Source organism: Dietzia kunjamensis (genome assembly GCF_045689975.1).
GTDB lineage: Bacteria > Actinomycetota > Actinomycetes > Mycobacteriales > Mycobacteriaceae > Dietzia > Dietzia kunjamensis.
In genome coordinates, this window is the sequence record NZ_CP143297.1 from 758,900 (window position 1) to 781,315 (window position 22,416).

General features: G+C 71.1%; 19 protein-coding genes and 1 tRNA gene. 13 read left to right on the top strand and 7 right to left on the bottom strand.

The annotated features are described in order from the left end of the window. Window positions 1–28 precede the first annotated feature (28 nt). The 3 genes from VZF99_RS03555 to serC form a co-directional block, all read right to left on the bottom strand. Window positions 29–949 carry a DUF6928 family protein gene (locus VZF99_RS03555; RefSeq protein ID WP_185951314.1) on the bottom strand — a complete coding sequence of 307 codons (921 nt, stop codon included), beginning with the start codon at window positions 947–949 and terminating at the stop codon, window positions 29–31. Between the two features lie 8 nt (window positions 950–957). Further along, complete coding sequence (gene sepH / locus VZF99_RS03560) at window positions 958–1,920, bottom strand: septation protein SepH (protein WP_407335718.1); 963 nt, start codon at window positions 1,918–1,920, stop codon at window positions 958–960. Window positions 1,921–2,099: 179 nt separating this feature from the next. Then, window positions 2,100–3,224: a phosphoserine transaminase gene (gene serC / locus VZF99_RS03565; protein WP_067712662.1), complete on the bottom strand. Its 1,125-nt coding sequence runs from the start codon at window positions 3,222–3,224 to the stop codon at window positions 2,100–2,102. A gap of 84 nt (window positions 3,225–3,308) precedes the next feature. Here serC and pdxH point away from each other — a divergent pair, with 84 nt between their 5' ends. From pdxH to VZF99_RS03580, 3 genes are all read left to right on the top strand, one after another. Continuing rightward, window positions 3,309–3,974 (top strand): pyridoxamine 5'-phosphate oxidase, encoded by a 666-nt coding sequence (gene pdxH / locus VZF99_RS03570; RefSeq protein ID WP_082923705.1) that lies wholly within the window; start codon window positions 3,309–3,311, stop codon window positions 3,972–3,974. 148 nt (window positions 3,975–4,122) lie between these two features. Continuing rightward, window positions 4,123–5,412 carry a citrate synthase gene (locus VZF99_RS03575; RefSeq protein WP_096905937.1) on the top strand — a complete coding sequence of 430 codons (1,290 nt, stop codon included), beginning with the start codon at window positions 4,123–4,125 and terminating at the stop codon, window positions 5,410–5,412. Between the two features lie 31 nt (window positions 5,413–5,443). Continuing rightward, window positions 5,444–5,800 carry an FKBP-type peptidyl-prolyl cis-trans isomerase gene (locus VZF99_RS03580; RefSeq protein ID WP_067712656.1) on the top strand — a complete coding sequence of 119 codons (357 nt, stop codon included), beginning with the start codon at window positions 5,444–5,446 and terminating at the stop codon, window positions 5,798–5,800. Between the two features lie 256 nt (window positions 5,801–6,056). On the opposite strand, the gene VZF99_RS03585 is transcribed toward VZF99_RS03580, so the two are convergent. Further along, window positions 6,057–7,973, bottom strand: a complete 1,917-nt coding sequence (locus tag VZF99_RS03585; protein ID WP_407335719.1) for a propionyl-CoA synthetase — start codon at window positions 7,971–7,973, stop codon at window positions 6,057–6,059. Between the two features lie 62 nt (window positions 7,974–8,035). After that, window positions 8,036–9,562, bottom strand: coding sequence for a carboxyl transferase domain-containing protein (locus VZF99_RS03590; RefSeq protein ID WP_069389711.1), 1,527 nt, complete (start codon window positions 9,560–9,562; stop codon window positions 8,036–8,038). 95 nt (window positions 9,563–9,657) lie between these two features. Here VZF99_RS03590 and VZF99_RS03595 point away from each other — a divergent pair, with 95 nt between their 5' ends. The 5 genes from VZF99_RS03595 (at window position 9,658) to VZF99_RS03615 (ending at window position 15,077) form a co-directional block, all read left to right on the top strand. Further along, window positions 9,658–10,404, top strand: coding sequence for an enoyl-CoA hydratase (locus VZF99_RS03595; RefSeq protein WP_067712646.1), 747 nt, complete (start codon window positions 9,658–9,660; stop codon window positions 10,402–10,404). A gap of 217 nt (window positions 10,405–10,621) precedes the next feature. After that, the gene (locus VZF99_RS03600; RefSeq protein WP_253695814.1) at window positions 10,622–12,205 is read left to right on the top strand and encodes a substrate-binding domain-containing protein; all 1,584 of its coding nucleotides are present in this window, start codon (window positions 10,622–10,624) and stop codon (window positions 12,203–12,205) included. Between the two features lie 266 nt (window positions 12,206–12,471). Then, window positions 12,472–12,762 (top strand): DUF485 domain-containing protein, encoded by a 291-nt coding sequence (locus VZF99_RS03605; protein ID WP_067712641.1) that lies wholly within the window; start codon window positions 12,472–12,474, stop codon window positions 12,760–12,762. After that, window positions 12,762–14,381 carry a cation acetate symporter gene (locus VZF99_RS03610; RefSeq protein ID WP_407335720.1) on the top strand — a complete coding sequence of 540 codons (1,620 nt, stop codon included), beginning with the start codon at window positions 12,762–12,764 and terminating at the stop codon, window positions 14,379–14,381. Before VZF99_RS03605 ends, VZF99_RS03610 begins: the two co-directional genes overlap by 1 nt. A gap of 135 nt (window positions 14,382–14,516) precedes the next feature. Further along, the gene (locus VZF99_RS03615) at window positions 14,517–15,077 is read left to right on the top strand and encodes a hypothetical protein (RefSeq protein ID WP_325769090.1); all 561 of its coding nucleotides are present in this window, start codon (window positions 14,517–14,519) and stop codon (window positions 15,075–15,077) included. Window positions 15,078–15,114: 37 nt separating this feature from the next. On the opposite strand, the gene VZF99_RS03620 is transcribed toward VZF99_RS03615, so the two are convergent. Then, a tRNA-Arg gene (locus VZF99_RS03620) sits at window positions 15,115–15,190 on the bottom strand. A gap of 208 nt (window positions 15,191–15,398) precedes the next feature. On the opposite strand from VZF99_RS03620, the gene rplM reads away from it, so the two are divergent. From rplM to glmM, 3 genes are all read left to right on the top strand, one after another. Then, the gene (gene rplM / locus VZF99_RS03625; protein WP_120286230.1) at window positions 15,399–15,842 is read left to right on the top strand and encodes a 50S ribosomal protein L13; all 444 of its coding nucleotides are present in this window, start codon (window positions 15,399–15,401) and stop codon (window positions 15,840–15,842) included. Further along, window positions 15,839–16,381, top strand: a complete 543-nt coding sequence (gene rpsI / locus VZF99_RS03630) for a 30S ribosomal protein S9 (protein WP_069389715.1) — start codon at window positions 15,839–15,841, stop codon at window positions 16,379–16,381. The genes rplM and rpsI overlap by 4 nt, the downstream gene beginning before the upstream one ends. Before the next feature lie 157 nt (window positions 16,382–16,538). Then, window positions 16,539–17,897 (top strand): phosphoglucosamine mutase, encoded by a 1,359-nt coding sequence (glmM, locus tag VZF99_RS03635; protein ID WP_407335721.1) that lies wholly within the window; start codon window positions 16,539–16,541, stop codon window positions 17,895–17,897. A 59-nt stretch (window positions 17,898–17,956) separates the two neighbouring features. On the opposite strand, the gene VZF99_RS03640 is transcribed toward glmM, so the two are convergent. Then, window positions 17,957–18,829, bottom strand: coding sequence for a dienelactone hydrolase family protein (locus VZF99_RS03640; protein ID WP_240341445.1), 873 nt, complete (start codon window positions 18,827–18,829; stop codon window positions 17,957–17,959). Window positions 18,830–18,902: 73 nt separating this feature from the next. Here VZF99_RS03640 and glmS point away from each other — a divergent pair, with 73 nt between their 5' ends. Both glmS and VZF99_RS03650 read left to right on the top strand, forming a co-directional pair. Then, entirely contained in the window at window positions 18,903–20,759 is a 1,857-nt protein-coding gene (gene glmS, locus VZF99_RS03645; RefSeq protein WP_067712623.1) for a glutamine--fructose-6-phosphate transaminase (isomerizing), read from the top strand. 19 nt (window positions 20,760–20,778) lie between these two features. Next, the gene (locus VZF99_RS03650) at window positions 20,779–22,392 is read left to right on the top strand and encodes a bifunctional ADP-dependent NAD(P)H-hydrate dehydratase/NAD(P)H-hydrate epimerase (RefSeq protein ID WP_407335722.1); all 1,614 of its coding nucleotides are present in this window, start codon (window positions 20,779–20,781) and stop codon (window positions 22,390–22,392) included. Window positions 22,393–22,416: the final 24 nt, after the last annotated feature.

Sequence of the window (22,416 nt, forward strand, 5' to 3'; positions counted from 1 at the left end):
CCCGCTCGCGACGGGCCGCGTCGACCCGCTAGCGGGATCCGCCGTCGCGACGGCGGCGGGACACCGAGTCCGCGCCCCGGCGCACGGCGTCACCGACGAGGCCGGCGATGCTCCGTATCCGGCCGCCGCGCGCACCCCCGCCCGGCCCGCGGGATCCGGACGGGAGCCGCTCGTAGTCGTCGTCGGCATAGGGGGAGGGCCCGCCGGCGGCGCTGTCGCCATCGGCGTCCGTGTCGGACCCGACGCCGGCGGCACGCCTCGCGGCCGCGTGGAGCTCGGCGCGGCCCGGCATCCCCACGACGTGCAGTGCCGGCCCGGAGAGCGGGGTGTGCTGGCGTACCTCGCGGCGACCGTCGGTGGCGAACCCGTGGACCGGCACGTCGAGACCCCCCGGCTCCAGGTCGAAGCCGAGCCAGTCGCGGTGGGCGGCGTGGAGGAGTGACGACGGCGAGAACGGCAACGCCAAGGGGGTGTCGGTCGCCGTGTCGAGCGGGAACTCGCCGGCCCAGTAGGGCCTCTCGAACGGCAGGGGCATGCCCTCGTCCTCGACGATCCGGTCGTCGGCCCCGGCGAACGCCCGCACGAGCCGCCCCGACTCCCACCGGGCGAATCCGCTCACCCCGTCCTCCGCATCCTGGGCGAACAGCAGGATGGTGGGCGCCTCGACCAGTTTCAGCCACGACTCCGGGGTGGCGGACGGCGTGATGGGCCCCTCCATCGGGGTCTGGACGACGGTGAGTCCCGGGAACGAGCCCACGTAGATCTCCCCCGGCCCGGCCGAGGCCGAGCGGTTGAGCGGGAACGCGCCCAGGGACGCCACCGTGACCGTGGGGAACAGCCGCGACAGCAGACGTCGCGCGAAACCGGGGTCGGACGGCTGTCCCGCCCGGATCGGTGCGGCGGGATCGTCCGTGGCCAGATACCAGAAGGTTGCGACGTGGTGTCCCATGACCGGACTCAGTCGTCCTTACCGCGGACCCCGAGCAGGACGTCCTCCCACGAGGGCATCGTGGGATGACGGCGCGAGGGGCGTCGTTCGGGTTCGGTGGGCGTGGGCTGGAGGAAGTCCTCGTTGTCGGTGTTGTCGTTGTTGTCGTTGTCGTTCCCGCCTCGCACCCCCGCGGGGCGCGAGGCGCCGGACGTCGGCTCCGACCGCCCGGACGCCACCGGTCCCGTCCCCGCGGGAGGGGCGGATGCGGCGGGGGTGGACGGTCCGGCTGGTGTCGACGATCCGGCTGGGGTGGCCGGCGCGGCGGACGGCGCGGGAACCGCGCGGATCGGCGGCGGGCCCGGCGGCAGCGGGGGAGGAGACGAGACCGAGCGCAGCGCCGTCGCGCGCGAGGGGTCGAGGATGTTCTCGGCCTCGTCGTCGAGGGCCCGGGCCGAACCGCCGTGCGAGTCGGGGACGAACGACCACGTCGCACTGGCGTCGTCGGACAGGCCCGCCGGCCAGGAGGTACGGACGACCCACCCACCGGACCGGTCACGCCAGGCGTCCCAGACGACCAGGTCCGGGTCCACGCCACGGCGGTCGAGGGCGGCACCCACCCGGTCGGCGAGCGTGTTGAGGGCCGGGCCGTCCGGCAGCACCGGATGGGCGCCCTTGGCCATGTCGGCGGCGTTGGCGCGTTCCAACAACACCGGCACGGCGAACCCCTGGATCCGCGACAGTGACACGCCGGCGTCGGCGGCGACCTCCTCCGGGGAGGCGCCGTGCCGGATGCGGTCCTGGATCTCGCGGGGGCGCAGCGTACCGGTCACGGGAGCCCGACCGGACCCACCACCGGGCACGAACTCACCACGGGCGGCCGCCCGCAGACGATCATCGAGTGGGAGGGAGAACTTCTCGCCGGAGTCCGGGACCTCGCAATCGACGACCGACGACTCGGTGTCCACACCGACGATCCTCAGCTTCCGCATGCCGCCTCCTCGACTCCTCGCGGTCCCGTGGGCGGCTCGAGGGGTCGAGTGGCGCGCACCCGGGTCCTGGGCGTTGATCCACATGGTAGGTCAGCACAGCCCACCCGGCGCGCGGACGGGCCGGGTGGGCTGCGGAAAACTGCAGACGATGCTGCGCGGGTGGCCCCGGAGGACGCCGATCAGGCGAGCTGGCCGACCACGTGGTCGATGCAGCGGGTCAGCTGCGTGACGTCCTCCGGCTCGATCGCCGGGAACATGCCGATGCGCAACTGGTTGCGGCCCAGCTTGCGGTACGGCTCGGTGTCGAGGATGCCGTTGGCGCGCAGCGTCTTGGCGACCTTCGCGGCGTCGATCTTCTCGTCGAGGTCGATGGTGCCCACGACCTGCGAGCGGTGGGCCGCCTCGGTGACGAACGGGGTGGCGTAGTCGCTGGCCTCGGCCCAGTCGTAGAGGCGCGAGGACGAGTCCTTGGTGCGCGCGACGCACCAGTCCAGACCGCCCTGGGAGTTCATCCACTCGATCTGCTCGGCGAACATGATCAGCGTGGCCACGGCCGGGGTGTTGTACGTCTGGTTCTTGCGCGAGTTGTCCACCGCGGTCGGCAGGGACAGGAAGTCCGGGCACCAGCGGTCGGTGGCGGCGATCTCGTCGACCCGCGCGAGCGCGGCCGGGCTCATGATCGACACCCACAGGCCACCGTCCGAGGCGAACGACTTCTGCGGGGCGAAGTAGTAGACGTCGGTGTCGGCGATGTCGACGGGCAGCCCGCCGGCGCCGGAGGTGGCGTCGATCGCCACCAGCGCGTTGTCCGAGCCGGCCGGACGGCTCACGGGGAGCATGACGCCGGTCGAGGTCTCGTTGTGGGCCCAGCCGATGAGGTCGACCGACGGGTCCGAGGTCGGCTCGGGGGCCGAACCGGGCTCGGCGGAGATGACGATCGGGTCGGCCAGGAACGGCGCACCGCCGGTGACCTTGGCGAACTTGGAGGAGAACTCACCGTAGGTCAGATGAAGCGACTTCTCGCGGACCAGTCCGAAGGCGGCGGCGTCCCAGAACGCGGTGGTGCCGCCGTTGCCCAGCACGACCTCGTAGCCGTCGGGCAGGGAGAACAACGAGGACAGGCCGTCGCGCACGCGGCCCACGACATCCTTGACCGGGGCCTGCCGGTGACTGGTGCCCATCACGGTGGTGGCGGCGTCGGACACGGCCGCGATCTGCTCGGGACGGACCTTGGACGGGCCGCAGCCGAAGCGGCCGTCGGCGGGCTTGAGGTCGGCGGGGATGGTGGGCAGCTGATCGCTCATGCTCTTGGGGTGCCGTTCGGTCGGGGTGTGGGACGTGGTCCATCGTAGTCCGGCCCGTCCGTGGCCCGGAGTACCGTCTGGGTCATGGAGGAACCCGCCCTGGAACCGGCCGATTTCGACGTGATGCGGGTCGGGTACGGCCTGCATCCGCGCTTGGACGTCGCCGACCTGGACGACGGGTGGCTGCCGCTGTTCACCGCGTGGTTGGAGGAGGCGGGGCGCCGAGGTGTCCGTGAGCCCAACGCGATGGTGCTCGGCACCGTCGGTGCCGACGGCCGGCCCTCGACCAGGACGGTGCTGTGCAAGGGCGCCGACGAGCGGGGGGTGACGTTCTTCACGACGACGACGTCCCGCAAGGGCACGCAGTTGGCGGAGACCGGGTACGCGTCGGTGACCTTCCCGTGGTTGGTCGCCGAGCGTCAGGTCCACATCGAGGGTCCGTGCCATCCGGTCGACCGGGCGGACAGCCTCGACTACTGGCGCACGCGGCCCCGGGGGTCGCAGGTCTCGGCGTGGGCTTCGGAGCAGTCCCGACCGGCCGAATCCGTCGAGGAGCTGGAGTCGCTGTACGCGACCGCGGAGCGGCGACTGGCGGGCGTCGACGAGATCCCCATGCCGGACAGATGGGGCGGGTTCCGGCTGGTGCCTGAACGGGTCGAGTTCTGGCAGGGCGGTCCGGACCGCTTCCACGACCGCGTCGAGTGCCTCCTGGCGGGGGAGACGTGGACGGCCCGCAGGCTCCAGCCCTGACCACCCGCGTCCAGACAGGCTGTGGGGCCGTGGGGGGAGCGACTGAGAACTCCCTTCGAACCGTGGTCCGCCCTCACGGTAGGGTGTGGCACAGCACATTCGTGGCGGGATTCAGGCCGCCGGGACCAGTCGTCGGAGAGGGAATCGCGTGACCGCAGGCTCGAACGGTTCGGACCGCAATGCAACACTGTCCTACCCCGGCGGTGAGCTCGAACTCGATGTGGTGGAAGCGACCTGCGGAAGCGACGCGGTGCAGCTGGGTTCCCTGCTGGCGAAGACGGGGATGACGACCCTGGACGTCGGGTTCGTCAACACCTCCGCCTGCACCTCCTCGATCACCTACATCGACGGCAACGAGGGCATCCTCCGTCACCGCGGGTACCCGATCGACCAGCTCGCCGACAACGCGTCCTTCCTGGAGGTCTCGTACCTGCTCATCTACGGTGAGGACCCCACGGAGGCCCAGCTCGCCGAGTTCACCGAGAAGGTGCTCGCCGAGACGACGCTGCCCGGCCAGATGATGCCGCTGCTGCAGGCCTTCCCCCGGGACACCCACCCGATGCCCGTCCTGTCGGCCGGCGTGAGCCTCTTCGGGACCCACGGTGACGACCTGGACATCGACGACCCGAAGGCCGTCGACCTGGCCACCGCCCGACTCCTCGGACGCGGCCCGACCCTGGCCGCCGCGATCGAGCGCATCCGGGGCGGCAAGGACGCCATCGACCCGGACCCGTCGCTCGGGTACGTCCGCAACTTCCTGCGGATGACGTTCGGCCCGGACTACGAGGTCACCGACGAGGTCGCCGACGCCCTCGACATGCTCCTCGTGCTGCACGCCGATCACGAGCAGAACTGCTCCACCTCCACCGTCCGCATGGTCGGTTCCTCCGAGGCCCCGCTCTACGCCTCGATCACCGGGGGCATCAACGCGCTGTACGGTCCGCTGCACGGTGGCGCCAACCAGGCCGTGCTGGAGATGCTCGAGCGGATCGACTCGGAGGGCGGCGACGCCACCGACTACATGGACCGGGTCAAGAACAAGGTCGACGGCGTCAAGCTGATGGGCTTCGGCCACCGCGTCTACAAGAGCTACGATCCGCGCGCGCAGATCGCCAAGAAGCACGCGCACGCGCTGCTGTCGCAGAGCAACGACCCGCTGCTCGAGATCGCGCTCAAGCTCGAGGAGACGGCGCTCGCCGACGACTACTTCGTCGAGCGCAAGCTCTACCCGAACGTGGACTTCTACACCGGCCTGATCTACCGCGCGATGGGCTTCCCGACGGAGATGTTCACCGTGCTGTTCGCGCTCGGCCGTATGCCGGGGTGGATCGCGCACTGGCGCGAGATGCGCGAGGATCCGTCCACCAAGATCAACCGCCCGCGTCAGGTCTACACCGGCCCGGCCGAGCGGAGTTTCACCCCGATCAGCCAGCGCTGAACCCGGGAACCTGACTCCAGGAGGAGACACCATGGACAAGCCCGAGATCGACATGCCGACGGGCCCCGCGCCCACCGACCTCGTCGCCGAGGACATCACGGTGGGGGACGGTGCCGAGGCGGTCGCCGGCGGCAACGTCACCGTCCACTACGTGGGGGTCGACTACGAGACCGGTGAGCAGTTCGACTCCTCCTGGGACCGCGGCGAGTCCATCACCTTCCCGCTCAACGGCCTGATCCAGGGTTGGCAGGAGGGGATCCCGGGGATGAAGGTCGGCGGTCGCCGCCAGCTGGTGATCCCGCCGGACAAGGCCTACGGCACCTCCGCGGCGCTGCACCCGCTCGGCGGCAAGACCCTGGTGTTCGTCATCGACCTGCTCAACGCCTGAGCCCTCCTCCCGTAGCCGGGAGACCCGATCGCCCCGTCCTCCCCACGGAGGGCGGGGCGATCGGCGTCGGTAGGGGGGCCGGCAGGGCGGAGATGGCGGGGCGGACGTCGCACGCCTCCCCCGGGCTGACGCGCACCGTGGGGAGCCCGGGGTGTGTGCCCGTTCTGCCCGCATAGACGGGGGCTACGCGCCCGGACTGGTCCCAGGCGGACGCGCACCCCCGCGCAGCCGTGCAGAACCGGCGCGTAGGTCCGGGTTACTTCCTCGGTCGCAGGAAAGGCGCCAGCGCGTCCAACACGGCCGGGTCCTCGATCGTCGAGGGCACCACGACGTCCTGTTGTCCGTCGGCGATCTGCCGCATGGTCTTGCGCAGGATCTTGCCCGACCGGGTCTTTGGCAGACCCTGGACGACCGTGCAGTCCCGGAACGTGGCCACCGCGCCGATCTCGTCACGCACCATCGCCACCAGCTCGGCCCGCAGCTCCTCGGGGTCCCGGACCTGGCCGGACTTGAGGACCACGTACCCGACGGGCCGCTGACCCTTGAGCTCGTCCCTGACCCCGATCACGGCGGCCTCCGCCACGGCGGGGTGGGTCGCGATGACGGCCTCCATCGACCCGGTCGACAGGCGGTGGCCGGCCACGTTGATCACGTCGTCGGTCCGGCCCATCACGTAGACGTAGCCGTCGGAGTCGATGTACCCGCCGTCCCCGGTCGAGTAGTACCCGTCGAAGACCGACATGTACGAGGAGACGAACCGCTCCTCGTCCTCCCACAGCCCCGCCAGCGTCCCCGGTGCCATGGGCAGCTTGATCGCGAGATTGCCCTCCTCGCCCGCGGGCAGCGGGTTGCCCTCGCCGTCGAGAACGTGCAGGTCGTACCCGGGCACGGCGACGGTGGGCGAGCCCGCCTTGATCGGCATCGGCTCCAGACCACGCAGGTTGGACGCGATCGGCCACCCGGTCTCGGTCTGCCACCAGTTGTCCACCACCGGCGTGCCGAGCTTGTCGGTGGCCCACTGGTAGGTGTCAGGGTCCAGGCGCTCACCCGCGCAGAACAGCGTGCGCAGGGAGGACAGGTCGTACTTGTCGACCTCGGCGCCCTCCGGATCCTCCCTGCGCACCGCGCGGACGGCGGTCGGGGCGGTGAAGAGCGCGGTGGCACGGTGCTCGGAGATGACCCGCCAGAAGGCACCGGCATCCGGCGTGCCGACCGGCTTGCCCTCGTAGATGATGGACGTCGCACCGATCAACAGCGGTGCGTAGACGATGTACGAGTGGCCGACCACCCAGCCCACGTCCGAGGCGGTCCACCACACCTCACCCGGCCGGACCCCGTAGACGTTCCACATCGACCACGCGAGCGCGACCGCATGGCCACCGTTGTCCCGCACGACGCCCTTGGGCAGGCCCGTGGTACCGGAGGTGTAGAGGATGTACAGGGGATCGGTGGCCTTGACGGGCACCGGGGTCGCCCGCTCGGACGCGGCGACGGCGTCATCCCAGTAGCTCCAGGTGGTGCCCGGCGTCTCCGGGAAGGCCTCGTCGGGGAACTGCTCGTGACGCGGGGCCACGATCACGGCGCCGGGGGTGTGCCGGGTGAGTTCGAGAGCCTTGGTCACCATGGGGAAGTACGGCACCTTGCGGGTCGGCTCGATCCCGCCGTGGGAGGTGACGATGACCTTCGGGCGCGCGTCGTCGATACGAATCGCCAACTCCGGGGCGGCGAAGCCCCCGAAGACGACGGAGTGCACCGCACCGAGCCGGGCACACGCGAGCATCGCGACGGCCGCGCGGGGAACCATGGGCATGTAGATGACGACCCTGTCGCCCCGCCCGACGCCCTCGGCGGCCAGCGCTCCGGCGAACTCCTCGACCCGGTCCAGCAGCTGGGCGTAGGTGATGGTCTCCTTCACCCCGGTCACGGCGGAGTCGTAGATGAACGCGGCCTGGTCCCCCCGGCCCGCCTCGACGTGGCGGTCCACGCAGTTGTAGGAGGTGTTCAGCTCCCCGTCCGGGAACCAGCGGTAGAACGGCGGGCGAGAGCGGTCGACCGCCGTGGTCGGAGGCGTGGTCCAGTCGATATCCGCCGCGACGTCGAGCCAGAACGCGTCGGGATCGCTGATCGAAAGCCGGTGGGCGGCGGCATAGGACGAGGCGGTGGAGTCCGACATCGGAAGTTCCCCTCACAGGTGGGAGCGTGCCCGCCGGCCGGGCCGACGGGCTGTGACAGGACTCACTCTAGTGGCAGGCCGAGCTCCCGATACCTCATCATCCGCTCGGCATACCTCCGCTCAGGGGGGCGCCTGCGGACCTCGAGGAGGGCCGCGGCGACGGCATCGGCCATCCGGTCGCAGAAGGATTCCGGTTCGTCGGCGGCGTCGGGCCTCTCCGGGACCACCACGTCCACGATCCCGGCTCCCAGCAGGTCGGCGGAGGTGATCCCCTGCGATCGGGCGACCTCCGGCGCCCGGGAGGTCTCGTGGTGGAGGATGGCGCTGGCGCCCTCGGGCGGGAGCGGTGCGAGCCACCCGTGCCGTGCACACAGGACCCGGTCGGCCGGGAGCAGCGCGAGGGCGGCCCCGCCGGTGCCCTGGCCGAGTATCACCGAGACGGTCGGGCTGGACAGCGTGACCAGGTCCGCGAGGCTCCGGGCGATCTCGCCCGCGAGGCCGCCCTCTTCCGCCTCCCGGGACAGCGCGGCCCCCCGGGTATCGATGAGCAACACCAGCGGAACGCCCATCTCCGCCGCGATCCGCATCCCACGGCGGGCCGACCGCAACGCGGACGGACCGAGCGGGCTCGTCTCGTTCTCCGCATCGCGGTCCTGGGCCAGGACGACCGCGGACTGGCCCCGGAAGCGCGCCAGGGAGAGCAGGAGGGACCCACTGTCCTCTCCCTGCCCCGTCCCCGACAGCGGGACGCGGGTGGGTGCGACCCGGTCGAGGAAGGCGCGGGCGCCCGGGCGGTCGTGCCGACGGGACCGGGTGATGGCGTCCCAGGCGTCGGGTGGGGTGCCGTCGTCGGGCTCCGGCTCGGGTACGGGGCCGGGCGGTGGGGCCGGCTCGTCGTCGGAGGGCGGGTCCTGGCACAGCACCCGCAACGCCCGCGCGGTGAGGTCCCGCAGGCCCTCGGGAGGGAGGACACCGTCGATCATCCCGCGGCGTGCGAGGTTCTCCGAGACCTGGACGCCGTCGGGGAAGGGGGCGTCGTAGAGGGCCTCGTACACGCGGGGTCCCAGGAACCCGATGAGTGCTCCGGGTTCCGCGACGGACACGTGCCCCAGTGAGCCCCAGGACGCGAACACGCCGCCGGTGGTGGGGTGCCGCAGATAGACGAGGTAGGGCAGGCCAGCGGTCTTGTGTCCCGCCACCGCGGCCGAGATCTTGACCATCTGCAGGAATGCGATCGTGCCCTCCTGCATCCGGGTCCCACCGGAGGTGGGGGAGGCGAGGATGGGCAGGCCCTCGGCGGTCGCCCGTTCGATCGCCGAGACGATCCTCTCGGCGGCGGCGATCCCGATGGAGCCGGCGAGGAAGTCGAACTCGCACGCGATGAGCACCACGCGTCGACCCAGCAGGGTTCCTTCGCCGGTGATGACGGACTCGTCCACTCCCGATTTCTCCGCCGCCCGCCGCAGGGAGTCCTCGTACCCGGGCACCGAGTCCACGTGGGGCGGGCGTACCGGAGCGCCGTCCCACGGTCGGAACGAACCGTCATCGAGGACCAGGTCGAGGATCTGCAGTGCTCCCGTTCGCGCCATGACCGCATCGTACGGTGGGGGCGACTACCAGCCGGTATCCTCGGCGCAGGGGTGCGCCGCCGCACCCCCCGTCCCACAGAGGAGGCCCCGTCGCCATGATCGTCACCCGCAGGGACGGCGCAGTCGTCGTCGTCACCATCGACCGTCACGAGACCCGCAACGCCCTGGACGCCGAGGTGTGTACCGCGCTGCGGGAGGCCGTCGAGGCCGCCGGGGTTGAGGCCGAGTCCGAGGATCCGGTCCGGGCGATCGTCATCACGGGCGCGGGAACCGCGTTCTGCGCCGGGGCCGACCTGTCCGGCGGGGTGTACAACTCGAACTTCTACGACTGCCACGCCGGGATGCTCCGGGCCGTCGAATCGGCTCCTGTGCCGGTCATCGCAGCCGTCAACGGACCGGCCGTGGGCGCCGGTGTGCAGCTCGCGCTGGCCGCGGATCTCCGGGTGGTGGCACCGGGCGCGGTCTTCGCCGTCCCGGTCGTCAAGGTGGGGCTGGCGCTCGACAACTGGACGATCAAGCGGCTCGCCAACGTCGTCGGCGGCGGGCACGCCCGCTCGGTCCTCATGACCGCGCGCCCCGTCGGCGCGGAGGAGGCGGCCCGGATCGGCCTGGCGAACGAGATCGGTGACATGGATTCGGCGATGGAGCTCGCGGCGGAGCTCGCCCGCTCGGCGCCGCTGAGCCTGCGGCACATCAAGACCGTCATCAACGACGACGACGCCCGGCTGCTCCCGCGGGACGAGCACACCGAGCTCCAGCTCCGGGCCTGGGGCAGTGAGGACATGGCCGAGGCCCGGGCCGCGCGCGCCGAGAAGAGGCCCCCCGTCTTCCGCGGACGCTGACGCGCCACACCAGCGGTGGGGCGCGCCGCGGCGGCTCCCACGTGTCGGCCCCACGTGGACCCCGGCCCGGGTACGATTCCAGCGCCCGACCCGGATCCGCCTGACGTGGGCGTCTGGCACGGCCCCGGGTAAATGACATCCAGGGGGAACGCCAGCGATGGCCAGGCACAGTGCGTCGCCGCAGAGTGGGAATCCGACGGCCCGCAGGGTCGTCCTCGTGGGAGCCGCGCTCCTCGCGGTCGTGCTCGTCGCGGTACTGGTGCTCGCCGGGCTCTCCCGGGCCGGTGTCGGTGGATTCTGTGGAGACGACCTCCGGATCAGTGTCGCCGCCGAGCCCGAGATCGCCGACCACGTGGATGCCCTGGCCGAGGATGCCGACGGGTGCTATTCCTTCGAGGTCGCCCCTGTCTCGTCGGCTGACCTCGCCGGGCGTGTCGCCTCCCGTGAGGCGCTCCCCGACATCTGGGTCCCGGACTCGGCGGTGCGGCTCGCGCAACTGTCGCGGGACGTGCAGATCCCCTTCGACACGGTGGTGAACTCGCTCGCGTCCACCCCGGTGGTCATCGCGTCCCGCGACACCCCGGTCGACATGTCGACGTGGACCTCCGCCCTGGCGACCCCGGGACTGATGATGGGCGATCCCGTCCGGTCCGGGATCGCGGACGCGCCGATCCTCGCCGCCGCGTCCGAGGTGGAGATCATGCGGTCGACCGCGGACGCACTGGGCGCGTCCATGGCGATCCTGGCGCAGGGGCAGATGAGCCGCATGGAGGTTCCCCCGACATCGCGCGAGATGCTGGACAGGGTGGTCTCCGGGGGCGGCGCGACGATCGTGACGGAGCGTGAGGCGGTGCTCGCCCGGCGTGAGGCCCCGCACGCGGGACTCCAGATCGCCGCTCCCGCCACCGGGGCGGTGTTCCTCGGGTACCCGCTGGCGGTGACCACCCAGGACCCGGCCCGGCGAGCCGAAGTCGCCGGTGCCGCCGAAGCACTCCGCGACGCCACGGCCTCGCCCGCACACCGCGACGGCCTCTCGGCGGACGGTTTCCGGAAAGCGGACCGCGCGCCCCTCGCGGACGGGTCAGGGGTGGGCGAGATCGAGATGCTCGTCGTCCGCGACCCCGACCGCCTCCACGGCGTCCTCCGACGGTGGCGGGTGTTGGCGATGCCCGGGCGGTCCCTCGTCCTGGTGGACACCTCGGGATCGATGGGATTCGGGATACCGGGTACGGACCGGACCCGGATCGAGGCACTGGTCGCCACGGCGGGCGCCGGCCTCGGGCAGTTCCCCGACGACGCGGCTCTCGGGCTGTGGGCGTTCGGCGGGGCCGCCGGCCGGGATGGCAGGCCCTACGCGGAGGTCGCGCCACTCCGACGACTCGACGAGGCCGGCGCCGACGGTTCGCACCGGGAGGCCCTCGGCGGCGCGCTGGCGGCCCTGCCCGGTCTGGTGGGCGGCGGAACCGACCTCTACCGGTCCGTACTCGACGCCTACGCCCAGGTGCGCTCCGGCTACGACCCCAACATGGTCAATTCGATCATCGTGATCTCCGACGGGGCCGACGACGCCACCTCGGACCTCGACGAAGGGGAGTTCCTCGCCCGACTACGCGACATGGTCACCCCGTCGCGCCCGGTGATCGTCGTGACGATCAGTCTGCTCGACGACGCCGCGTCGGGCACCCTGGCGGAGATCTCCCGGGTGACCGGCGGCAGCAGCCACGTCGCGCGGACGCCCGACGAGATCGTGCGGGTGTTCGCCGACGCGGTGGGCCGTCGCGGAGCGGCGCCCGGCGCCTGACTCGCTTAACCCCGGATAGAGGTAGCTGCCCCCTAGGATGGGGGTGCGGCATCCTCCGGTTTCCAGGGAATCGACCGCGTTGCCTGAGAGTCTCCGCCGAGAACTTGTGTTACGTGTCACACTTCCTCCGTCACTATCTGTGAGGCGCATCACTACAGGGGTGCGCTGATGAGAACCCGAAACGGAGGACCTCCGTGTCCCAACCAACTGATCCGCCGACGGGGGGCGCATCGCGGCGAACCCCAGGAACGGCGGAGTTCACGGCGATGCAGTCCAGCCCCGCCTTCCAGGAGTTGCGCAGCAAGTTCCGGGCGTTCGTCTTCCCCATGACCGTCGCCTTCCTCATCTGGTACTTCCTCTATGTCATCCTCGCCGTCTACGCCACGGACTTCATGGCCACGAAGGTCTTCGGAAACATCACCTGGGGGCTGATCATCGGGCTGGGGCAGTTCGTGACCACCTTCCTCATCACGTTCCTCTACATCCGGTTCGCCAACCGCGTGATCGACCCCCGTGCGGAATCCATCCGCCTCGAGCTGGAAGGTGAGGCTGTCTGATGGATTGGCTACTCAACATCAATGAACTCACGCCGGGTGAGCAGGTAGGCAGCACGCTGCTCAACATGGTCGTGTTCGGCGTCTTCATCGTCATCACGATGACGCTTGTCCTCAGGGCGTCCAAGTCGACCAAGTCGACGAAGGATTTCTACACCGGCGGGTCCACCTTCACCGGTCCGCAGAACGGGTTCGCGATCGCCGGTGACTATCTGTCGGCGGCATCCTTCCTCGGCATCGCCGGCGCGATCGCGATCAACGGCTACGACGGCTTCCTCTACTCGATCGGATTTCTCGTCGCCTGGCTCGTCGCCCTGATGCTCGTCGCCGAGCTGATGCGCAACACCGGCCGGTTCACGATGGCCGATGTGCTCAGCTTCCGCCTCAATCAGCGGCCCGTCCGGATGGCGGCGGCCCTGGCCACCCTCGCGGTGTGCCTGTTCTATCTCATCGCCCAGATGGCCGGTGCGGGTGGCCTCGTAGCGCTGCTGCTGAACATCAACGACTCCACGGGGCAGGCGATCGTCGTCGCGGCGGTGGGGCTGCTGATGATCTTGTACGTGCTGGTCGGCGGGATGAAGGGCACGACCTACGTCCAGATGGTCAAGGCGGTCCTGCTCGTCGGCGGTGTCCTGATCATGTGCCTCATGGTCCTCGTGGCCGCGCGCGGCAACTTCTCCGCGCTCCTGGGTGAAGCCGTCGCCAACTCGGGCAAGGACCTGTTGCAGCCCGGTCTGCAGTACGGCGCCACCGAGACCAGCAAGCTCGACTTCGTTTCCCTGTCGATCGCACTCGTCTTCGGTACCGCCGGCCTGCCGCACGTGCTCATGCGCTTCTACACGGTCCCCACGGCCAAGGAGGCCCGCCGTTCCGTGACCTGGGCGATCGCGCTCATCGGCGGCTTCTATCTGTTCACCCTCGTGCTCGGCTTCGGTGCCGCGGCGATGGTCGGCCCGGAGGTGATCGAGGCCGCGCCCGGTGGCGTGAACTCGGCGGCACCGCTCCTCGCATTCGCCCTCGGCGGTGAGATCTTCCTCGGCATCATCTCCGCGGTCGCCTTCGCGACGATCCTCGCGGTGGTGGCCGGGTTGGCGATCACGGCGTCCGCATCGTTCGCGCACGACATCTACAACGGCGTGATCAAGCACGGGAAGGCCACCGAGAAGTCGCAGCTCCGGGTCTCGCGGATCACGGTCGTCGTGATCGGGCTCCTGTCGATCGTCATGGGTATCGGCGCCATGGGGCAGAACATCGCCTTCCTCGTCGCCCTGGCCTTCGCGATCGCCGCGTCGGCGAACCTGCCGACGATCCTGTACTCGCTGTTCTGGAAGCGGTTCAACACCACCGGCGCCCTGTTCTCGATGTACGGCGGGCTCATCAGCACCCTGGTGCTGATCGCGCTCTCTCCGGCGGTCTCCGGTGGCGAGAAGTCGATGATCACGGGTGTCGACTTCTCCCTGTTCCCGCTCTCGAACCCGGGCATCGTGTCGATCCCGCTGGCCTTCCTGCTGGGCATCGTCGGCACGTTCATCGGGAAGAAGGACGAGTTCCCGGAGAAGCGGGTGGAGATGGAGGTCCGTTCCCTCACCGGTGTCGGTGTGGAGAAGACCATCGCTCACTGACGTCTCCTCGGCGGGCCCACCACTACGGGCCCCCGCCGGGCCCGCCCGGTCGTCCTCGGACGACCGGGCGGGCCTCGTCGTGGGCCGGGAGGGACTACCCTCGGTGGGCACCACACCGATTCGGAGGCGGTAGAGATGTATCCCGGACACGACGACCAGACCCGACGCATGGGGCAGCAGCCCGACTCGCGTGCCTACTCGCGGATGGGCGACGACCAGGCCTACGACCCCGCCTATGACGACGGCTACGGAGCCGACGGGGGATACGCCGGCGCGCCCGCGGCGAAGCGCCGTGGCCCCGCCCTCGACGTGGGCAAGTTCGCGGGCAGCGTGGTCGCGACCGCCCTCGTGGCGGCCATCGCCGGATGGCTGATCGCCTGGATCGTGGAAGCGGTGTTCTCGCGTTTCGGCCACCAGTGGGCCAATGGCGGGAACACGCCCACGATGTACGCGGTCTACGGGGCCGTCGCCGCGCTCCTCGCCGGGCTGCTCTGGTACCTGCTGCTCGTCGGCACGGCCAACCCCCAGCAGTTCTACTCCTGGACCGTCGGGCTGCTCATCGTCGCCGCCGTGGCGTTGCCGCTGCTGGTCACGGTGCCGTTCCTCGACGGCCTGGCGGCCGCGATCGTGCACTTGTTCATCGGATTGCCGATCCTGGCGCTGACCAGCGCGTTCTCCGCCACTCTCCGGCGATGACGCGCACGCGGCGGCCGTGACGGCCGGCCGCTGTGGGTGGTGCCCCCGAGAGGAATCGAACCTCCGACACCGGCTTTAGGAGAGCCGTGCTCTATCCACTGAGCTACGAGGGCGGGAACCGGGGAGAGTCTAACCGATGGGCGGGGGATCGTGATCGCCGACTTGGAGTGAGTGGTCCCGGCCGGTAGTCTTGACCGTCGGCGTCCATGTCGTCCCCTGGTGGGGCGGTGGACCCCCTCGCGCGGGTCACCACCGGCCGCCGTTCGAGGGGGAGGGCGCCCGCCCGGCCGGCAGCCCACTAGACAGACAGAGGTATCGCCTGTGTCCACGTACACCCCCAAGCCCGGGGACGTGACGCGCGCCTGGTATGTCATCGACGCCACTGATGTGGTTCTCGGTCGACTCGCCGTCCAGGTCGCCAACATCCTCCGTGGCAAGCACAAGCCGCAGTTCGCCCCGAACGCCGACACCGGCGACTTCGTCATCATCATCAACGCCGACAAGGTCGCGATCTCGTCCAACAAGCGCGAGCGCGTGATGCATCACCGCCACTCCGGTTTCCCGGGTGGGCTCAAGACGCAGTCGCTCGGCAAGGCCATGGACACCCGTCCCGACCGCGTCGTCGAGAAGGCCGTCAAGGGCATGCTGCCGAGCAACAAGCTCGGCCGTGCCGTCGCCTCCAAGCTCAAGGTGTACGCGGGTCCCGATCACCCGCACGCCGCCCAGCAGCCCGTGCCCTTCGAGATCAAGCAGGTGGCCCAGTGACCGACGAGAACATCACCCCCGAGGCCGAGGTCGCCGACGACGTGGTGGCGGACCTCGCCGCCGAGGTCGCCGAGGACTACAGTGAGGCCGACTACGCCGGTGGCACCGACTTCGTCGCCGACGCCGACGCCCAGCTGGGGTCGACCGTCACCTCCGGGCCGGCCCAGGCCGTCGGACGTCGCAAGGAAGCCGTCGCCCGCGTGCGCCTGCTCCCCGGTTCCGGCCAGTTCACCCTGAACGGCCGCACCCTCGAGGAGTACTTCCCGAACAAGGTGCACCAGCAGCTCGTCAAGTCGCCGCTGGTCCTCGTCGAGCGCGACGAGCAGTTCGACATCGTGGCACTGCTCCACGGTGGCGGCCCCTCGGGTCAGGCCGGCGCGCTGCGTCTGGCCATCGCCCGGGCGCTCATCCAGTACTCGCCGGACGACCGTCCGGCGCTCAAGAAGGCGGGCTTCCTCACGCGCGACGCCCGTGCCGTCGAGCGCAAGAAGGCCGGCCTCAAGAAGGCCCGTAAGGCCCCGCAGTACTCGAAGCGCTGATCCACCCGGGTCGCGTCACCGGAGCAGGCCCCTGCGTATGCGGGGCCTGCTCCGGTCCATTTGCCCACTGCACTGTCGGTCGGGGTTATCCTGACCCGGCCATTCACGCCCACCGTCCGCGGCGGGGCGAACCATCACCCCCGGAGGACCACACGATATGACGCGACTGTTCGGCACCGACGGGGTCCGCGGACTCGCCAACCGGACCCTCACCGTCGACCTGGCCGTGCGCCTGGGGGCGGCCGCCGCGGCGGTCCTGGCGACCGAGGCCGAGCCGTCGCCCCGCCGGGCCGAATCCCGGCCCGTCGCCGTCGTCGGCCGTGACCCCCGTGTCTCCGGGGAGATGCTCGAGGCCGCCCTGGCCGCCGGCCTGGCGAGTCAGGGCGTCGATGTCCTGCTCGTGGGCGAGTTGCCGACCCCGGCCGTCGCCCACCTCACGGCCCAGCACGAGGCCGAGCTGGGTGCCGTGATCTCCGCCTCGCACAACGCGATGCCTGACAACGGCATCAAGTTCTTCGCCGCCGGGGGCCACAAGCTGGCTGACGAGGTGGAGGACCGTGTCGAGGCCGCCCTCACCGACGGTGCCATCACCGGACCGACCGGCTCAGCGATCGGCCGTATCTCGCGGGCGACGCAGGAGGACGCCCTGGACGGCTATGTCCGGCACCTGCTCGATGCCACGCCGGGCCGGTTGGACGGGCTCGTCGTCGTCGTCGACTGCGCCAACGGCGCCGCCAGCGCGGCGGCCCCGCGTGCCTACCGCGAGGCCGGCGCCACGGTGATCGAGATCCACGCCAGCCCCGACGGCTACAACATCAACGACAACTGCGGTTCCACCCACCTCGACGACGTCCGCGCCGCGGTGCGCGCGCACGGCGCCGACCTGGGCCTGGCGCACGACGGCGACGCGGACCGGTGTCTGGCCATCGACGCCTCCGGCGAGGTTGTCGACGGCGACCAGATCATGGCGATCCTGGCCCTGGCGATGCGCGACTCCGGGGAGCTCGTCGGCAACACGCTGGTGGCCACCATCATGAGCAACCTGGGGCTCAAGGTCGCCATGCGGGAGGCCGGGATCGAGATCACCGAGACCAAGGTGGGCGACCGCTACGTCCTCGAGCGTCTGCGCGAGGGTGGGTACAGCCTCGGCGGCGAACAATCCGGGCACCTCGTGCTGCCCGCCCACGCCACCACCGGTGACGGCGTGCTCACCGGGTTGCGCCTCATGGCCCGCATGGCGGAGACCGGCAAGTCGCTGGCCGAGCTCGCCGGGGTCATGACCGTGCTGCCGCAGGTCCTCGTCAACGTGCCGGTCGAGGACAAGGCCGCAGTCGTGGCATCCGGGGCGGTCTGTGACGCCGTGGTGGGGGAGGAGCGCAGGCTCGGCTCCACAGGCCGCGTGCTTCTGCGTCCCTCCGGCACCGAGCAGCTCGTCCGCGTGATGGTCGAGGCGGAGGACGCGAACCTGGCCGGCGAGGTCGCCGAGCGCCTGGCGGGCGTGGTCGCCGCCGTGTGACCGTCCGGGCCCGTGCGCTCTCCGGCGCCGGGCCCCGGCGACCGGGCACCGGGGGGCGATCAGCCGCCCGTGAAGGACTTGACCAGCTTGAGCATCGGCGGGGCGCTGGCGAGCAGGTCGTCGGCCTCCTCGTCGAGCATCTCGTGGGTGACCGTGACGGTGCCCTTGAACTCCGCCTCCGGATCGGCGAACGCGGCATAGGTGTCGTCGTCGGTCAGGGTGGCCAGCAGGTACCCCGCCAGCAGCGGGCGCACGGCCCGATGGGTGCGGAGGTCGGGGTCCGCCAGCCCGACCCGCTCGAGAAGCGGGTTGCGCTCGACCAGACCCGTCTCGATCGCCTTCTCCAGGCGTCGGTGTACCAGGTCGCCGCGCCACAGGCGCTGCAGTTCGCGGGCGTCCTCGGAGTGGACCCCGCCCGCACCCGAGAGCAGCAGGGCGGGGGCGTCGACGGTCATCGCCCGATCGGCGGCCGAGGGGACGGTCTCGGTGGGGAAGACCATGACCACCCCGTCGATGTCGGTGCGCTGGGAGGCCAGCAGCGCGGCGACCCCGCCGCCGAGACCGTGCCCGGCCACGGCGATCCGGTGTGGATCGGCCCGGACGGCCCCGCGGCCCAGGGTGGCCTGGAGGACGTCCTCCAGCGCGGCGGACAGGTGATCCGCGTAGTGCTGGTGGTTCGGCCTCAGGCCGCGGTCCGAGGCGGGCGCCACCACCACGAACCCCCACGACGCGAGATGCTTGAGGGTGTCGACGTAGTGCTCGGGCCCCCTGGTCCAGTCGTGGGCCCAACCCACGAGCGGGGCCGGCGACGGAGCCCCGCGGGGGACGAACACGACCCCCGGCGTCCCGGTGAAACCGAGGTCGCCCCTGTCGACACCGTAGGGGCCGCGTCGGGACACCCGGGCGAGCAGTTCCTTCGTCTTCTTGGCCACGATGGCCACAGTATCGCCTCGGGGGCGACGAAGGGGCGAGGGTCCCCGGACTGCGTGGCTACACTTAGCGGCCATGTGCGGAATCGTCGGATATGTCGGGCACAGGCCCGCCCTCCCTGTCGTCGTCGAGGCCCTGCGGCGGATGGAGTACCGCGGCTACGACTCGGCTGGTGTCGCCGTCCTCGACGGCGCGGGCACCTCCCGGGTCGAGAAGAAGGAGGGCAAGCTCGCCAACCTCGAGGCGGAGCTCACGGCCGCGGGCGGGGACGGGTTCCCGGGTACCACCGGCATCGGCCACACCCGCTGGGCCACCCACGGTCGCCCGAGCGACCGCAACGCCCACCCGCACGTCTCGGGCGACGTCGCGATCGTGCACAACGGCATCATCGAGAACTTCGCCCCGCTGCGCGCGGAGCTCGAGGCCGCCGGGGTCGATCTAGAGTCCGACACCGACTCGGAGGTGGCTGCCCACCTGGTGCGGTGTGAGATGGAGTCGGGCCGCAGCGGCGGCGACTTTGTCGCCGCGTGCCGCACGGTGCTCCGCCGCCTCGAGGGCGCGTTCACCCTGGTCTTCAGTCACGCGGCCCACCCGGACGTCCTGGTGGCCGCGCGCCGCTCGACCCCGCTGGTGCTGGGCGTCGGCGAAGGCGAGATGTTCCTCGGTTCCGACGTCGCGGCGTTCATCGAGCACACCCGCGAGGCGGTCGAGCTCGGCCAGGACAACGTCGTGGTGTTGCGGGCCGACTCCTACGAGATCACCGACTTCGCCGGTGAGCCCAGCGAGGGGCGCCCCTTCCACATCGACTGGGATCTCGCCGCCGCCGAGAAGGGCGGTTACGACTACTTCATGCTCAAGGAGATCGCCGAGCAGCCGCAGGCGGTCGCCGACACGCTGCTGGGCCATTTCCAGAACGGCCGCATCGTGTTGGACGAGCAGCGGATGACCGACCAGGACCTGAGGGACATCGACAAGGTGTTCATCGTCGCCTGCGGCAGCGCCTATCACTCCGGAATGGTCGCCAAGTACGCGATCGAGCACTGGACGCGCCTGCCATGCGAGGTCGAGATCGCCTCGGAGTTCCGTTATCGCGACCCGGTCCTGGACCGTTCCACGCTGGTGGTGGCCATCTCCCAGTCCGGCGAGACCGCGGACACCCTCGAGGCGGTCCGCCACGCCAAGTCCCAGAAGGCGCGCGTCCTGGCCGTGTGCAACACCAACGGCTCGCAGATCCCGCGCGAGGCCGACGCCGTCCTGTACACGCACGCCGGTCCCGAGATCGGTGTGGCGTCGACGAAGGCGTACCTGGCGCAGATCACCGCCAACTACCTCGTGGGCCTCGCGCTCGCGCAGGCCCGCGGCACCAAGTACCCGGACGAGGTGGCCGCCGAGTTCCGTCAACTCGAGCAGATGCCGCACGAGATCCAGAAGGTCGTGGACTCCCTCGACCCGGTCCGCGGGATCGCCCGGGAGCTCGCCGGCGCCAAGTCGGTGCTGTTCCTGGGGCGCCACGTCGGCTACCCGACGGCCCTCGAGGGCGCGCTCAAGCTCAAGGAGCTCGCGTACATGCACGCCGAGGGCTTCCCGGCGGGCGAACTCAAGCACGGGCCCATCGCGCTCATCGAGGAGGGCCTGCCGGTCTTCATCGTGATGCCGCCGGTCGAGGGCCGCGGGGTGCTGCACTCGAAGCTGGTGAGCAACATCCAGGAGATCAGGGCCCGCGGCGCGCGGACCATCGTGATCGCCGAGGAGGGTGACGACGTCGTCCGGCCGCTGTCGGACTACTTCATCCCGATCCCGGCGTCGACCACTCTCCTGCAGCCGCTGCTGGCCACCATCCCGTACCAGGCGTTCGCGGCCGAGGTCGCGGCCGCGCGGGGGTACGACGTGGACAAGCCGCGGAACCTCGCCAAGTCCGTCACGGTCGAGTAGGACGGCGGGGGCCACGGCAATGAGGCGCGCTCACCCGGTCGGGCAGATCAGGGATGCCGAGCGCCCGCTCATCGCCGCCGCCGCAGCCTCCGGGGACCCGGATGCGGTGATGCGCCGTGCCGCGGCCGGGGTGGCCCACCACACCGCCGTCCTACTGAGGGAGCGCACCGGGGGCCTCTATGGCCGGACGGTGCAGTTGCTGGTCGGTGCCGGCGACAACGGGGGCGACGCGCTCTACGCCGGCGCGATGCTCCGGGCCCGTGGCTGTCGCGTCGACGCCGTGATGCTCGACCCGGACCGCGCACACGCTCGCGGCCTGGTCGCCCTGCGCCGTGTCGGCGGGCGGATCCACGACACGGAGTCGGTGGGCTCTCGTCTTCCGGTCCCGGATGTCGCCGTCGACGGCGTGGTGGGCCTGGGCGGACGCGGACCGCTGCGCCAGCCGGCCGACCGGATCGTCAACGGCCTGGCCGCGGCCGGGGTTCCGTGGGTGGCAGTGGATCTGCCCAGCGGGGTCGACGCCGACACCGGCACCGTCCACGACGCCCACGTTCCCGCCACCCTCACCGTGACGTTCGGGCTGCTGCGGCGGGCCCACTTGCTGGCTTCGCCGGTGTGCGGCCGCGTCGAGGTGGTGGATATCGGCCTCATCGATCCCACGGATCCCGTGCAGGCGCGTCGTCTGCAGATGCAGGAGCGCGTGCCGGACTATCTGAGCGCCGGTCCGAACACTGTCGCCGCCCAATCCCGCGCCGAGGTGGGGCGCACGTGGCCGGTGCCCGGCCCGGCCGACGACAAGTACACCCAGGGCGTCGTGGCCGTGCGCGCTGGATCCGACCGGTATCCGGGGGCAGCGGTGCTGTGTGCGTCCGCCGCCGTGGCGGCGACGTCGGGGATGGTGAGGTACGTCGGATCCGCCGCGGGGGCGGTGCTCGCGGCCCGACCGGAGGTGGTGTGCCACCCGACGGTGGCCGAGGCCGGCACCGCCCAGGCGTGGGTGGTGGGGCCGGGCTGCGGGACGGGGACCGACGCGGTGGCCGACATCGACGCGGTCCTGTCGACGGGACGGCCCACCGTCCTCGACGCCGACGCCCTCACCTGCATCGCCACCCACCCCGTGCTGCTGCGCAGCGCCACCGCGCCCGTACTGCTCACCCCGCATGCCGGCGAGTTCGACCGCCTCACCGGTGGATGGGACCGCGGGGACCGCCCCGGCGCGCTGCGCCGCTTCGTCGCGGGTCTGCGCGAGCGCGGGATCGGGGCGACGGTGCTGCTCAAGGGGCGGGTCACCCTGATAGACGACGGCGAGACGACGTTCGCCGTGGATGTCGGTTCCTCGTGGGCCGCGACAGCGGGTTCGGGCGATGTCCTGGCCGGGATGGCGGGCGCGCTGCTGGCGAGCGGCATGGGTGTCGGTGGCACGGGGGTTGGTGGCAGGGGTGTCGGTGGCAGGGGGGTGGGCGGTTCCGTTCCCGGGGAGTCGTTGGCGTGGCCGGCGGTCGCGGCCGCGACGGCGCACGGGGAGGCCGCGCGGCGGGCCGCGCACCGCCAGGGAGTGGAGGGTGCGCCGATCGGGGCCTCCGATCTGCTGGCAGCAGTGCCGGGAGCGATCTCCGCCCTGCGGGGGGCGTGAATCGCCCACCGGTGGTGCTTTTTG